Source organism: Lacinutrix undariae (assembly GCF_052934785.1).
In genome coordinates, this window is sequence record NZ_CM128809.1 from 836,117 (window position 1) to 852,228 (window position 16,112).

At 33.7% G+C, this 16,112-nt stretch carries 10 protein-coding genes; 1 reads left to right on the forward strand and 9 read right to left on the reverse strand.

The genetic code is table 11. From position 1 onward, the window contains the following. Positions 1-22: 22 nt before the first annotated feature. Genes ACU4C5_RS03785 through ACU4C5_RS03815 form a run of 7 tightly spaced genes read right to left on the reverse strand, consistent with a single transcriptional unit; the run spans position 23 to position 9,521 of the window. Positions 23-1,069: a cytochrome c oxidase subunit II gene (locus ACU4C5_RS03785; RefSeq protein ID WP_446845724.1), complete on the reverse strand. Its 1,047-nt coding sequence runs from the start codon at positions 1,067-1,069 to the stop codon at positions 23-25. A 27-nt stretch (positions 1,070-1,096) separates the two neighbouring features. Further along, positions 1,097-2,482: a quinol:cytochrome C oxidoreductase gene (locus tag ACU4C5_RS03790; RefSeq protein WP_446845725.1), complete on the reverse strand. Its 1,386-nt coding sequence runs from the start codon at positions 2,480-2,482 to the stop codon at positions 1,097-1,099. Positions 2,483-2,507: 25 nt separating this feature from the next. Next, positions 2,508-3,065, reverse strand: a complete 558-nt coding sequence (locus ACU4C5_RS03795) for a c-type cytochrome (protein WP_446845726.1) — start codon at positions 3,063-3,065, stop codon at positions 2,508-2,510. 1 nt (position 3,066) lies between these two features. Next, the gene (locus ACU4C5_RS03800; RefSeq protein WP_446845727.1) at positions 3,067-3,603 is read right to left on the reverse strand and encodes a DUF3341 domain-containing protein; all 537 of its coding nucleotides are present in this window, start codon (positions 3,601-3,603) and stop codon (positions 3,067-3,069) included. Between the two features lie 6 nt (positions 3,604-3,609). Beyond that, positions 3,610-5,064, reverse strand: a complete 1,455-nt coding sequence (gene nrfD / locus ACU4C5_RS03805; protein ID WP_446845728.1) for an NrfD/PsrC family molybdoenzyme membrane anchor subunit — start codon at positions 5,062-5,064, stop codon at positions 3,610-3,612. A gap of 30 nt (positions 5,065-5,094) precedes the next feature. After that, positions 5,095-8,193: a TAT-variant-translocated molybdopterin oxidoreductase gene (locus tag ACU4C5_RS03810; RefSeq protein ID WP_446845730.1), complete on the reverse strand. Its 3,099-nt coding sequence runs from the start codon at positions 8,191-8,193 to the stop codon at positions 5,095-5,097. A 35-nt stretch (positions 8,194-8,228) separates the two neighbouring features. After that, a complete protein-coding gene (locus tag ACU4C5_RS03815) occupies positions 8,229-9,521 on the reverse strand; it encodes a cytochrome c3 family protein (protein ID WP_446845731.1) in 1,293 nt (430 codons plus the stop codon). Between the two features lie 278 nt (positions 9,522-9,799). On the opposite strand from ACU4C5_RS03815, the gene ACU4C5_RS03820 reads away from it, so the two are divergent. Then, positions 9,800-10,186 carry an SPOR domain-containing protein gene (locus ACU4C5_RS03820; protein ID WP_446845732.1) on the forward strand — a complete coding sequence of 129 codons (387 nt, stop codon included), beginning with the start codon at positions 9,800-9,802 and terminating at the stop codon, positions 10,184-10,186. 1,781 nt (positions 10,187-11,967) lie between these two features. On the opposite strand, the gene infB is transcribed toward ACU4C5_RS03820, so the two are convergent. Continuing rightward, complete coding sequence (infB, locus tag ACU4C5_RS03825) at positions 11,968-14,838, reverse strand: translation initiation factor IF-2 (protein ID WP_446845733.1); 2,871 nt, start codon at positions 14,836-14,838, stop codon at positions 11,968-11,970. 35 nt (positions 14,839-14,873) lie between these two features. Beyond that, positions 14,874-16,106 (reverse strand): transcription termination factor NusA, encoded by a 1,233-nt coding sequence (nusA, locus tag ACU4C5_RS03830; protein ID WP_446845734.1) that lies wholly within the window; start codon positions 16,104-16,106, stop codon positions 14,874-14,876. Positions 16,107-16,112 lie beyond the last annotated feature (6 nt).

The following is a 16,112-nucleotide window of genomic DNA, read 5'->3' on the forward strand; positions in this document are numbered from 1 at the left end:
TTATTGTAGTTAGTTAAAGGCTCTATTTAAAAGTTTTTTGCTCTTTCATCCAAGCATCAAACTCTTCTTGTGTTTCAACAATGATTTTCATTTGCATGTTGTAATGTGATTTTCCACAAATCTTATTACATAACAATAGATAATCAAATTCATACCTTAAGTCTTGTCCACTTGCTTCAACAGCTTCTTTGTTTTCAATTCTTATAGCATTAATGTTGGCAACTTTTTCAACCATATCCGGTGTTAAACGCATATCTTCAGTTGTAACAGTTGGTGTAAAACCAAATTGAGTAATCATACCTGGTACACAGTTCATTTGCGCTCTAAAGTGAGGCATGTAAGCTGAGTGTAGTACATCTTGAGAACGCATTTTGAATAATACTGGTTGTCCAACAGGTAAGTGTAATTCTTTAACGATAACATCATCAAAAGCATTTACATCAGATTCATCAATACCTAAAACGTTAGCTTTATCAATATCAATTAATCTTACGTTAGCACCACCTAAAGTATTGTCTTGTCCTGCATATCTTGCAGTCCAGTTAAATTGCTGAGCATAAAGTTCAACAATCATTGGGTCTTCATCTTCATTAACATTCATAATTCCTGTCCAAGTAAATAACCCGTACATAATTAAACCTGTTAATACAATTACAGGAATGATCGTCCAGATCATTTCAAGTTTATTGTTATCCGCAAAGAATAAAGCTTTCTTTCCTTTTTCACCTTTATATTTAAAGGCAAAATAGTGAAGTAAGAATTGTGTGATGGTTTGTACTACAAATATTAAAACTAATGAAATAATCATTAAGTTGTCTACTTGTGGTCCGTGTTCTGATGCAGAATTAGAAAGTAATGGTAAATCACCCCATACTGCAAAACAATAGATTGTGATAGCATAAATGAAGATTAAAAAACCTATCATTAAATACCCATGTAATTTATTGTCTTTATCTGTTGCAACTTGACTTGTTGAGTTACCAACTTGAGCAAGATCAAATATTTTAACCATTTGCCAGATGGCAACAGCGATAAATAATACTATTATAATTGTAAAAAAAGCAGTCATTGTCGTTTCTCTTTTTTATTTAATTTATTAATAATGGAAATGTTCACTTTCTCCCATGTAAGGATTTCCTTTTGCTAGTAATGGTGCTTTTGTTAAAGCTTTAAATACAACTAACATAAATAATCCTGCAAAGAATAATACAGATCCTATTTCAGGAACTCCAATAAACCATCTGTCTCCTACTGTAGCTGGCATAATCATGTTAAATATATCAACATAATGACCTGCAAGGATAATAACACCTGCCATAACTATAAACCATGGCACACGTTTGTAATCGCTGTTCATTAATAACAATAATGGGAATACAAAATTCATTACTACCATTCCTAAGAAAGGTAATTGGTAATCTTGAAAACGTGTTACAAAGTATGTTACTTCTTCTGGGATATTTGAATACCAGATTAACATAAATTGAGAGAACCATAAGTAGGTCCAGAAAATACTGATACCAAACATAAATTTAGCTAAATCATGAAGGTGACTATCATTTACCATTTCTAGGTGACCTTTAGATTTTAAGTACATTGTTATTAATGCAATAACAGTAATACCACTTACAAACATAGAAGCAAATACATACCATCCAAATAATGTAGAGAACCAGTGAGGATCTACACTCATAATCCAATCCCAAGACATCATAGATTCAGTATATATAAAGAATACTAAAAATACTGCTGCGATACGGAAAGATTTCTTAAAGTTTGTGTTATCGCCTTTTTCAGCGTTGTCTTGTGCTATTGAAAATTTACGTGCAAAATGTCTGTAAATAGACCAACCAGCAATAAAGATTAAACCTCTTACTGCAAACCAGCCTGTATTTAACCAACTTGATTTACCATCAATTAATTTATCATAACTAGCGTGATCTGGATCAATAACATCTGGATTCATCCACATGAAAATATTGTAGTGACCTATAGTTCCAGGAGCAACAGCAATTGCTAATACTATTAAAGCACCAGGAAGTACATATGCTGTAATACCTTCCATAACTCTAAATAATACTGGAGACCAACCTGCTTGAGCAGCAAATTGAATTGCATAAAATGCTAATACACCTAAAGCAATCATAAAGAAAAAGAAAGCTGCAACATATAAAGCAGACCAAGGACGGTTTGCTAATTGGTGTTGTACGTGCTCTACATGTTCTTTGTGTTCGTCTACGTGTCCGTGTTCTACAGCAGCATGACCTTCTGTTGCATGTTCATCAACAACGTGATGTGCATCTTCGGTTGCGTGTGCTTCTTCAGCGTGTCCTCCACCATGATGAGCTGCTTCAGTAGCTAACATAGTTTCAACTTGTTCAAAAGACTTATGTGATGTTATAAAACCGTAACATATACCCATTAAACCTAATACCATTAGGATAATAGAAAATGTCTTTAATTTACTTGAAAATGTGTACATATCTAATATATAATCTTTATCAATCTTATTTTTCTAAATCAGCCTTAAGTTGCATAACATAAGATACAACTTGCCAACGCTCTTCTTCATTAAGTTGGTTAGCATATGATCCCATAGCATTTTTACCGTAATATATTACGTGATAAATACTACCTGGAGTAATTGCTCTACCAGCATCGTCATAACTTGGAATACCTAATATTTTTTCACGTTTTACTAGGTTACCTTGACCATTACCTTTATTACCGTGACAAATCCCACAGTAAATATCGTAAAGTTCTTTTCCTCTTGCATAATCCACTTTAGTAGAATCTAAGATACTATTTAAAGATGTTTTTGCTAAAAGATATCCTTCTGCTGAACCATCAATATCGAAAGGAATATGTCCTCTAGAGATTGTTCCATCAACAGGTAATTGTGCTTCTACACCATTACCAAAGGCATCAGATTCAGAATACGTTTCATACCCTACAGATTCGTACATGTTTGGCATATACTGATAGTTAGGTCTTGTATCTTTTTTACAAGATACAAACGCTACTAATACTAATGCTATAACTGTTATTTTAATTAAGCTCTTCATATTAATGTGCTTCTTCTTTATCTACTAAGTTAATTTCTACGGCTCCTGTTTTTGCTAATAAAGCTTGTAAAGCTTCTTCATCACCATCCACTGGAATTTCCATTAAGAAATGGTCATCTGTTGTTCTTGGGTCAGGGTTTTCGGCATCTTTAAATGGCCACATTCTGCTACGTAAGTAAAATGTAATTACCATTAAATGGGCTGCAAAAAATACAGTAAGCTCAAACATAATAGGTACAAATGATGGCATATTTTCGATATAGCTAAAACTTGGTTTACCACCAATATCTTGAGGCCAATCTTCAATCATAATGAAATTCATCATTAATGTTGCAACCGTTAATCCTATACAACCGTATATAAATGCTGCAATAGCGATACGTGTTGGTGCTAATCCCATGGCTTTGTCTAGACCGTGTACTGGGAAAGGTGTATATATTTCTCCGATATGATATTTTTCTGCTTTGACTTGCTTTACAGCTGCCAATAAAATATCATCATCGTTATAAATAGCGTGAATTACTTTTGAAGTTTCCATGGGCTACTATTCGGTTTTAGTTGAATTACTTTTAACTTCTGAGGTTCTAGCATCAGCGCCAGTTCCCATTAAGCTATCTCCTCTTTCTCTAATCTTCTTGTAACGTTCACCTGATGCTTTCATGATCGTTTTCACTTCGGCTTGTGCAATTACAGGGAAAGTTCTAGCGTATAATAAGAATAATACAAAGAAGAATCCTATTGTTCCAACGAAAATTCCAATATCTACAAATGTTGGTGAGAACATTGTCCAAGATGATGGTAAGTAATCACGGTGTAACGATGTTACGATAATTACAAAACGCTCAAACCACATTCCGATATTTACTACAATTGAGATAAAGAATGAGAACATAATACTTGTTCTTAATTTCTTGAACCACATAAACTGAGGAGAGAATACATTGAAACTCATCATACACCAGTATGCCCACCAGTAAGGTCCTGTTGCTCTATTTAAGAAAGCGTATTGTTCGTATTCTACTCCAGAATACCAAGCAATAAACAACTCTGTTATATAGGCTACCCCTACTATAGAACCTGTAAGCATAATTACAATGTTCATTAATTCGATATGTTGAAGTGTGATGTAGTTTTCTAGGTGACACACTTTTCTCATAATAATAAGAAGTGTATTTACCATTGCGAATCCTGAAAATATAGCTCCTGCAACGAAGTAAGGTGGGAAAATTGTGGTATGCCAACCTGGTATTACTGATGTTGCAAAATCAAAAGATACAATGGTGTGTACAGAAAGTACTAAAGGTGTTGCTAATCCAGCAAGTACTAAAGATACTTCTTCAAAACGTTGCCAATCTTTTGCTCTACCTGACCAACCAAAACTAATAATTGAGTAAATTTTCTTTTGGAAAGGCTTTGTAGCTCTATCTCTAATCATTGCAAAATCTGGTAGTAAACCTGTCCACCAGAAAACTAGTGATACAGATAAATACGTTGAAATTGCAAATACATCCCAAAGTAAAGGCGAGTTAAAGTTTACCCATAATGATCCAAATTGATTTGGAATTGGGAGTACCCAGTATGCTAACCATGGACGACCCATGTGCACAATTGGGAATAAACCTGCCTGAACAACCGAGAAGATTGTCATTGCTTCTGCAGAACGGTTAATTGCCATTCTCCATTTTTGACGGAATAGTAATAGTACTGCAGAAATTAATGTTCCTGCGTGACCAATACCAACCCACCAAACGAAGTTAGTAATATCCCATGCCCAACCTACGGTTTTGTTTAAACCCCAGGTACCAATACCTGTGGTTACTGTATACACTATACATCCAATACCCCATAAAAAGGCTATTAATGCAATAGTAAATACTATCCACCAAGATTTGTTTGCTTTTCCTTCAATAGGTGCTGCTATATCCACGGTAATGTCGTGGTATGATTTTTCACCTGTAACTAAAGGTCTTCTAATAGGTGCTTCGTAATGAGACGCCATAATCCTTATAATTATTTCTTAATTGTTCTACTATGCTTCTGTTGTATTTCTCACTTTTGTTTGATACATCACGTTTGGTTTTGTTCCAACGTGCTCTAACAGGTGATACATACGGTTATCTTCAGTAAGTTTTGCAACTTTACTTTCTTTGTCATTGATGTCACCAAAACTCATTGCGCCACTGCTACAAGCTGCAGAACATGCGGTTTGGAATTCACCATCTTTAATTTCACGTCCGTCACGTTTAGCATCAAGAATTGTTTTCTGTGTCATTTGAATACACATAGAACATTTTTCCATAACACCACGAGAACGTACTACAACGTCAGGGTTTAATACCATACGACCTAAATCATCGTTCATATGATAATCAAACTCATCATTTCCGTTATATAAGAACCAGTTAAAACGACGTACTTTGTAAGGACAGTTGTTTGCACAATATCTTGTTCCTACACATCTGTTATATGCCATCTGATTTTGACCTTGACGTCCGTGAGATGTTGCCGCTACAGGACAAACAGTTTCACATGGTGCATGGTTACAGTGTTGACACATTACTGGTTGGAATGCTACTTCAGGACTTTCTGAAGCATGTTCCAATTCTCCAAATTCACTTAACGAACTACTTAATCCAGACATGTTGTCTTTCTTCTCGTTATCGCCTTCAAAAGATGTTTCTGAAGAATAGTATCTATCAATACGCAACCAGTGCATATCACGACTACGACGAATTTCAGACTTCCCAACTACTGGTACATTATTTTCTGCATGACAAGCTATTACACATGCCCCACATCCTGTACAAGAGTTTAAATCTATAGATAAGTTAAAGTGATGTCCTATTGAACGATCAAACTCATCCCATAAATCTACGCTTGGATCTGTAACTGGAGTTTCTTTATGATCTAGAGAAACCATAGCAATAGGATTCCAACTTTGTTTCTCTTTAGTATTAAAGATCTCTAATGTTGTTTCCCTAATGATATCTCCACGACCCATTAAAGTGTTTTGTAATTGTACACAAGCAAACTCATGCATACCAGCTGCAGCAGTTACGCTTATATTTTGAACGGTATTGAAATCTTGGTATAATGTATAAGCATTAACACCGGTTTTCATTTCGTCTTTTAATCCAGTTGTTCTTCCATAACCAAAAGATAATCCTACAGATCCTTTTGCTTGTCCTGGTTGAATAATCACTGGAACATTTTCTATCGTCGTTCCATTTACTGTTACATTAGCGAAACTACCATTTAATGCACCGTTGGCAACATTTTCGTTAATTAAACCTAATGCAGCTGCATCAGCTTTAGAAACGGTTAAGTAGTTATCCCAAGATGTTCTTGTAATTGGATCTGGAAATTCTTGTAACCATGGGTTGTTAGCCTGTTGACCATCTCCCATACCTACTTTAGAATATAATGTTAATTCTAAATCAGCGCCTTTTTTAGCAGAAGCAGCTAATGCTTTTGCTGCGTTTCCTGAAGGTGCTTCAGTGGTTTCATCTTCAGAAGAGGTATCTTCTGTTTCAGTTGCTATAGCTCCTACATAAACACCATCATGTAATGCTTGGTTAAAAGAACTTCCTCCTAAGATTGTTGTTCCCCAAGTTTCTTTGATGTAGCTGTGGTAAGATGCATCATTAGCAGTCCACTTTAATAATATATCTTGAAATTGCTTAGTATCGAATAAAGGACGAATTGTAGGTTGTGTTAATGCGTAATGTCCTTTTTTGATTTCAACATCTCCCCAAGATTCTAAGTAGTGAGGTGCTGCCGCGATATAATCACAAGCAGAAGATGTTTCGTCAACTTTCATTGAGAAAGCAATAGATAAATCTGTTTTCTTTAATCCTTCAGCAAAATCTGAAGCATTTGGCAACGTATATAATGGATTAACTCCACTCATAATAACTGCACCAACTTTACCAGCTTTCATATTAGCTACTAAGTTTGCGACAGCCTTATCGTTTCCTTGTCTTGTTTTAATTGGAGTAGATGAATTAAACGCCTTACTGTTTAGTGCTTCATTAATTTCTAAAGCAACAGTTTGTGCGTTTACATCTTGAATTCCTGTAACAACAACTGCTTTATTACCCGACTTTTTTAATTGAGCAGCAGTAGCTTGTACAGCTTTCTCAATATGAGCAGGTAATGCTACAGATACAGAACCACCAACTACTAAGCTATATAATTTAGCTAGTATTTGTTTTTGCTCAGTAGGTGTTGAAGGCACACGTTTATCAGCGTTTGCACCTGTTAAAGACATATTAGCCTCAAACTGTACGTGACGTGACATTTTTCCGTGTTGCGGTACACGCCCTTTAGCGTAACCAGCATCAAATCCTCCTCCTTGCCAATCGCTAAGGATATCTGCGCCTACAGAAACTATAGTTTCAGCGTTTTCAAAATTGTAATCAGCTAAAGCTCTTTCTCCGTATTTAGCTTGGTAAGCGTCAAGTGCTGCTGATTCAGAAATTGCATCGTATTGTACGTGACGCACATTACCATACTTTTCTTTAAATTCTGCAACTAACTTACTTGTTGATGGACTAGCAAACGTTTGGGTTAACAACACGATTTCTTTTCCAGCTACTTTAAGGTCGGTTAATTTCTGACTAGTTTCAGCATCAAACGTTCCCCATGAAATTGGTGATTCACCTTTCATAGGACCTTTAACTCTTAAGCTATCATACAGTCCTAAAACAGATGCGTTAACTCTTGCATTTGCACTACCGTTGGTAGCAGCTAATGAATTGTTTTCAATCTTGATAGGACGACCTTCGCGAGTTTTAACTAAAACACTTGCAAAATCAAATCCATTAGCAATTGTAGTTGCATAGTAGTTAGCAACACCAGGAATAATTTCCTCTGGTTGCACTACGTAAGGGATAGACTTTACAACTGGTCCTTCACATGCAGCAAGTGATGCTGCAGCTGTACTAAAACCAACATACTTTAAAAAGTCACGACGTGTAGTTGACGAATCCTCTAATGTGTTTTTATCACCTAAAAACTCATCGGTAGGAATCTCGTTAACAAATTCGTTTTGTTTTAGCGTCTCAACAATAGAGCTATTTTCGTTTAGCTCTTCAACACTTTTCCAGTATTTCTTGTTTGATGACATATTATATAATTGAGTTACTCTTTATTATTAATTTCTTAGTAATGACATTTTCCACATTCCAATCCACCCATTTGAGCAGCTGTAAGTTTCTCAACACCGTATTTTTTAGATAATTGTTCGTGTATTTTTGTGTAATACCCGTTATCTTTTACTTTCACTTCTGTATCTCTGTGACAGTTAATACACCATCCCATAGTTAATGGAGCAAATTGATGAACAACTTCCATTGTTTCAATAGGTCCGTGACATGTTTGACATTGAATTCCTCCAACAGAAACGTGTTGTGAGTGATTAAAGTACACAAAATCTGGTAAGTTATGAATTCTCACCCATTTGACTGGTTGTGATTCACCTGTATAATTTTGATCTGCATCACTCCATCCTGCAGCAGCATATAGTTTTTGAATTTCTCCATCGTAAAACTCTTTGCTATGTTCTGGAGTTGTTTCACCAGTATATTCAGCAACAGATTTATGACAATTCATACATACATTAAGTGATGGAATACCTGATGTTTTACTTACTCTTGCTGAAGAGTGACAGTATTTACAATCGATACCGTTATCTCCGGCGTGTATTTTGTGAGAGAAATGTATTGGTTGCACCGGCTGATACCCTTGATCTACACCTACTTGCATTAAGTAACCATAAACAAAATACCCACTAGTTAACAATAACAATATAGTAGTTACTAATACTAAGAACTGGTTCTTAACAAAAGCTTTCCATATTGGCATTCTTTTTTCGTCTTCCTCAACTACAATACCTTTAGCATCAGCAAACTTATTTAAAGTCTGTCTTACTAATATTAAAGCGAAGGCCAACAAAGCAAATAACAACGCTAAAGCTCCTAATATCAATTGATTTGATACTCCGCCTTCAGCATTAGCATTACCTTCTCCTGCTGTAGGAACTGGTTCTACTTTTACTTCCTTTTCTTTAGCAGTATACGCTAAGATATCACTGATATCTTGATCTGATAATTGAGGAAATGCAGTCATTGCTACATTATTGTACTCTCCAAAAACCTGATTTGCATAAGCATCTCCTGATTTAATTAAGCCAGAACTGTTATGTATCCAGCTTGTTAACCAAACGCGGTCTAAACCTTGATCGTCGGCTAATCGTTGTTCTACATTTCTCAATGCAGGACCTGTAGTCTTTTTGTCTAGCTTATGACAAGCAGCACAATTTGTATTAAACAAAGACTTACCCTTTGTCGCATCACCTTCTTGAGCATTAAGAACAGAAGTTGAAAGCGTGAGTAAAAGAATAAACCCTAATTGGAAAATCTTAGAGGTTAGTTTACGGTATATCACCTGTTTCATATTTTTTGTTGAATTATTTTTCAAACTTTGGCACAGTTTTTTCATTGAAAAGAAAAAAATATAGTTATAAAAATCTCAAGCAAAAGTAATACTTAAAGTCGATTTTAGAAATGTTAGATAACTGTTAATTCTTAATTTATAAAGATTCTAAATAAAGACAAACACTTAAACATCTTAAGATACACAGCAGAAGAAATTAATTACTTAAATTTGCCATGTGATTTTTAAATACAAACAAACAACAAAATACTTACTATGTTGTTTAAAAACAATAATATATGTTAAAACAAAGGATTAAAACATTAGTAATTGCAATTGCTCTATTTGGAAGCTTACATGGTGCTGTTGCCCAAAAAGCAAAGGTAACTGTTGAGCAGGATAGTGATATTGAAACCTTATTGGAGTATAAAAAAGATATTAAAACGGTTGAATTATATAAAATTCAGGTGTACTCTGGTGATCGATCAAGTGCACAACAAAAAAAGGCTAATTTTGTTAACACTTTTAATGAATGGGATGCAGAATTAGTTTATGAGACTCCAAAATATAAAGTTTGGGTTGGTAAATTTAGAAGCAGATTGGAAGCAGATAAGGCTTTAATTAAAATTAAAAAAGACTTTAATGCAGATGCTTTTATTTTTCAACCGAAGAAAGAAAGTAAATAATTTACACTTAAAATATATCAAAAAAGCGACTCAAATGAGTCGCTTTTTTTTATTATATATAGATGTCTTAATTATAACATTAATGAATAGTACACTAATTACGGACATACAATACTATGTTTTTTTTTAAGTTCAAACGTAATCATGCAATTACATATTCATTTTCTTAAAAACAAAGAGAATGATAAATAGTAAAAGGTGAGATTTTTATTTTTGATAGCATTTATAATGGCATAATATTATTTTTAGCAACCTTAATAAATATACAATCTTATTTAGATCTAAAACGTGATCTAACGGCTCATTTATATTTAATGTCCGAAATATAATTTAATCTTATAAAATGCTAAAAAGAGATTAATAATCAGCTTAAAATTGCTGGTCTAACAATTTGCTAAGTTCTATTTGTTATTTTTTTAAAACTCTTTTCTGAAAAACTTCAAAGATTGAAATACTAATCAATTTCAAAATCTGATTTCCGAAGTACACGATTCAATCAAAATTTTTGAGCTAATCAACAATTGAAAACTGAAATGACTTTCTGTTTTATGAATATCAATCTTTATAAATGGAAAACTAAAATGAAGTCAACTTCTGAAAAGATCATCAACATTGAAAAAGTTCAGTCACTTTCAAAATCTGATTTCCGAAGAAAAACAATTGAATCAATTTTTAGGTTATCAACAATTGAAACTGAAATAACTTTCTGTTTTATGAATATCAATCTTTATAAAATGGAAAACTAAAATGATGTCGACTTATGAAAGGTAATCAACATTAAAAAAGGACATCTTTTTGAAAAGTGATTTCCGAAGTACACGATTCAATCAAAATTTTTGAGCTTATCAACAATTGGAAACTTAAATAACTTTCTGTTTTATGAATATCAATCTTTATCAAATGGAAAACTAAAATGATGTCGACTTATGAAAAGGTAATCAACATTGAAAAAGTTCAGTCACTTTCAAAATCTGATTTCCGAAGAAAAAAAATTGAATCAATTTTTAGGTTATCAACAATTGGAAATTGAAATGACTTTCTGTTTTATGAATATCAATCTTTATAAAATGGAAAACTAAAAATAAAGTCGACTTATGAAAAGTTAATCAACATTGAAAAAGAACTTCTTTTTAAAAAGTGATTTCCGAAGTACACAATTCAATCAAAATTTTTGAGCTTATCAACAATTGAAACTGAAATGACTTTCTGTTTTATGAATATCAATCTTTATAAATGGAAAACTAAAATGATGTCGACTTATGAAAAGATCATCAACATTGAAAAAGAACATCTTTTTGAAAAGTGATTTCCGAAGTACACGATTCAATCAAAACTTTTTGAGCTTATCAACAATTGAAAACTGAAATAACTTTCTGTTTTATGAATATCAGTCTTTATCAAATGGAAAAATAAACTCGACTTATGAAAAGGTAATCAACATTGAAAAAGTTCAGTCACTTTCTAAATCTGATTTCCAAAGTACACAATTCAATCAAAATTTTTGAGCTTATCAACAATTGAAAACTGAAATGACTTTCTGTTTTATGAATATCAATCTTTATCAAATGGAAAACTAAAATGATGTCGACTTATGAAAAGATCATCAACATTTAAAAGTCAGGTCTTTTTGAAAAGTGATTTCCGAAGTACACCATTGAACATTTTTTTGGGTTATGATGATTTAAGCTTAAAATACAGATCATAACTTTTAAAACATAATAAAAGTATAAAGCAAAAAAAAGCGACTCATGTGAGTCGCTTTTTAATATAATGAAAATTGATTATTTCAATTTCTTCTTTACTTCTACTTCTTGGAAAGATTCAATAACATCATCAATAGCGATATCATTATATCCTTTAATTTGCATACCACAGTCGTAACCTTTAGCTACTTCTCTAGCATCATCTTTAAATCGTTTTAAGGCTTCTAATGTACCTGTATGAACTACTACACCATCTCTAATGATACGGATACCAGCATTTCTAAGGATTTTACCATTCGTTACCATACAACCGGCAATGTTTCCAACTTTAGATACTTTAAATATCTCTCTAATTTCGGCAGTACCAGTAATTTCTTCTTTAACCTCTGGAGATAACATACCTTCCATAGCGTCTTTAAGATCATTAATAGCTGCGTAGATAATAGAATAAGTTCTGATGTCAATTTCTTCTTTATCAGCTATTGATCTTGCATTACCTACTGGTCTTACATTAAATCCAACAATAATTGCATCTGAAGCTGTTGCTAATAACACATCACTTTCTGTAATGGCACCAACACCTTTATGTATAATATTAACTTGAATTTCTTCTGTAGATAATTTCTGGAACGAATCGGTTAATGCTTCAACAGATCCATCAACATCACCTTTAAGGATAATATTTAATTCTTGGAAATCACCTAATGCAATACGACGACCAATTTCATCTAAAGTAATATGACGTTGTGTTCTTACAGATTGCTCACGTTGTAATTGTGTACGTTTTGCGGCAATTTGTTTTGCTTCACGTTCATCTTCAAAGACATTAAACTTATCTCCGGCTTGTGGTGCTCCATCTAATCCTAAGATAGATACTGGCGTTGAAGGTCCTGCTTCTTTAACGCTGTTACCACGTTCATCATGCATTGCTTTAATTTTACCACTGTTTTTACCAGCTAGTACATAATCACCAACTTTTAAAGTTCCGGCTTGTACTAATATTGTAGAAACATATCCTCTACCTTTATCTAAGAATGCTTCAACAACAGTTCCGTTAGCTTGTTTATTAGGATTTGCTTTAAGCTCTAATATTTCAGCTTCAAGTAATACTTTTTCTAATAATTCTTTTACACCTGTTCCTAATTTAGCTGAAATATCGTGTGATTGTATTTTACCACCCCAGTCTTCAACTAGTAAGTTCATTTGTGCTAAAGCTTCTTTTACTTTTTCAGGATTAGCACCTGGCTTATCAATTTTATTGATTGCGAATACAATTGGTACACCTGCAGCTTGTGCATGGGCAATTGCTTCTTTTGTTTGTGGCATTATCGAGTCATCGGCAGCAACTACAATAATTGCTAAATCCGTTACTTGAGCACCACGAGCACGCATTGCTGTAAAGGCCTCGTGACCTGGTGTATCTAGAAAGGCAATTTTTTGTCCGTTATCTAATTGTACTCCATAAGCACCAATGTGTTGTGTAATTCCTCCAGATTCTCCTGCGATTACGTTTTCTTTACGAATGTAATCTAATAGAGAGGTCTTACCGTGATCAACGTGTCCCATTACCGTAATAATTGGTGCACGTTCAATAAGATCTTCTGGTTTATCTTCAATAACTTCAATTGATTCTTCAATATCAGCTGTAATAAATTCTACTTCGTAACCAAATTCATCTGCGACAACACTAATTGTTTCGGCATCTAAACGTTGATTCATTGTAACCATTAATCCTAATGACATACATGCAGAGATAATTTGAGTTACCGGTACATCCATCATTGTAGCAACTTCACTAGCAGTAACAAATTCTGTTACTTTTAGGATTTTACTATCTGCAGCTACAGCTTGCAAGTCTTTTTCAGTTTGCTCTCTGTGTTGGTCTCTTTTCTCTCTACGATATTTAGCTCCTTTTCCTTTAGAAGATTTCCCTTGAAGTTTTTCAAGAGTTTCTCTTACTTGTTTTTGAACGTCTGCTTCACTAGGTTCTGCTTTAACAATTGGAGTACGTTTTCCACCTGGCTTGTTACCTTTGTAACCACCTGGTTTATTACCACCTCTATTGTTAGAGAAGTTTGGTTTATTATCAGTACCTGTTTTGCTAATACGACGACGCTTTTTCTTGTTGGCGTCTTGGTTAGCTCCAGGTTTATTATCTGTTTTCTTTTTTGGTTTTTTAAACTGCGATAAATCTATCTTTTCACCAGCAATTTTAGGACCTGAAAGTTTTTGATATTTTGTTTTTACTGTTCCACCTTCAGTTGTTTCAGCACTTGGTTCTACAGCTTTAGATTCTGGCTCCTTAGATTCTTTAGCTTTAGACTCTTTCGCTTTAGCAACTTCAATATCTATTGGTCTTGCAGCTTTAACTGGTTTAACAACCGGTTTTTTAGGCGCTTCTTGTTCTGGCTTAGAAGGCACTTCTTTTTTAACGGGTTGTTTTTTCTCTTCCACTTTAGGCGTCTTTTGTACAACAGGTTTAACCTCTTCTTTTGGCGCTTCTTGTTTAGGAGTTTCAGGTGTCTTAACAGGTTCCTCTTTTTTCACAACTGGTGTCTCAACAGCAGGTGTTTCTTTTTTAGGTTCCTCTTTAGACTTAGAAGGGTTTAAGTCGATTTTACCAACTTGTTTTGGTCCACTTAGTTCAGCCTTAGCTTTTACTATTTTTTTGTGTTCCGCTTCTTTTTTAGCCTTTTCTTCTAACTCACGCTCACGTTGTTCGCGCAATTCTTCTTTTTCTTTTAGCTTTGCTTCACTAACTTCTTTAGAGGCAACTCTTTTACTTGCATCTGTTTGAAATTCATTGGAAAGAATTGCGTAAACGTCTTCCGATATTTTCGTATTAGGACTTTTCTCTACATTCACTCCCTTTGATTCCAGAAAATCAACAGCGCGATCTATAGAGATATTTAGTTCTCTTAATACTTTATTTAATCTTGTTTGAGCCATAAATTACTTGTAATAATAAATTTAAAATGTTTTTCTTAATCTTCAAATTCTTCTTTAAGGATTCTTAAAACATCTAAAATTGTTTCTTCTTCTAAATCGGTTCTTTTCACTAAATCAAGAACATCTTGTTCTAATATACTTTTAGCGGTATCTAAACCTGCTTTGCTGAATTCTGCTATAACCCAGTCTTCTATTTCGTCTGAGAATTCTGACAATTCTACATCCTCTTCTGCACCTTCTCTAAAGACGTCTATCTCGTATCCTGTTAATTGTCCTGCCAAACGAATGTTGTGACCTCCTCTACCAATAGCTTTACTTACTTCTTCTGGTTTTAAAAGTACTTCGGCGTGTTTTGTTTCTTCATTTATTTTAATTGAAGTTACACGCGCAGGGCTTAACGCTCTCGTTATAAATAGTTGTAAATTACTTGTGTAGTTAATTACATCTATATTTTCATTTCCTAATTCTCTTACTATACCGTGTATTCTAGAACCTTTCATTCCTACACATGCACCTACAGGATCAATTCTGTCATCATAAGAATCTACAGCTACTTTTGCTTTTTCTCCTGGGATACGCACTACATTTTTAATAGTAATTAAACCATCAAAAACTTCTGGTATTTCTTGTTCAAATAATTTCTCTAAAAATATTGGAGCTACACGAGACATGATAATTGATGGCTTGTTTCCTTTAAGCTCAACACTTTCAATGATTCCTCTAACGTTTTCTCCTTTTCTAAAGAAATCCGAAGGGATTTGTTTATCTTTTGGAAGTATAATTTCATTACCTTCATCATCTAGCAATATAATTGCTCTGTGACGAATGTGATGTACTTCGGCTGTATAAATTTCACCTTCAAGATCTTTAAAGTTCTTGTAAATATTGGTATTATCGTGTTCGTGAATTTTAGAGATTAAGTTTTGTCTTAATGCTAAAATTGAACGTCTACCTAAATCTATCAATTTCACTTCTTCAGCTACATCTTCACCAACTTCAAAATCTGGTTCAATTTTTTGAGCTTGAGAAAGTGCAATTTCTTGATTTGGTTCTTCTACTTCATCATCTGCTACAACGATTCTATTTCTCCAAATTTCTAAATCGCCTTTATCTGGATTTATAATAATATCAAAGTTATCGTCATCACCGTATTTTTTCTTCAATGCATTTCTCAACACATCTTCCAAAATCGCCATTAACGTTACACGATCTATTAATTTATCGTCCTTAAATTCTGAAAAAGAATCAATTAACGCAATATTTTCCATAACTAT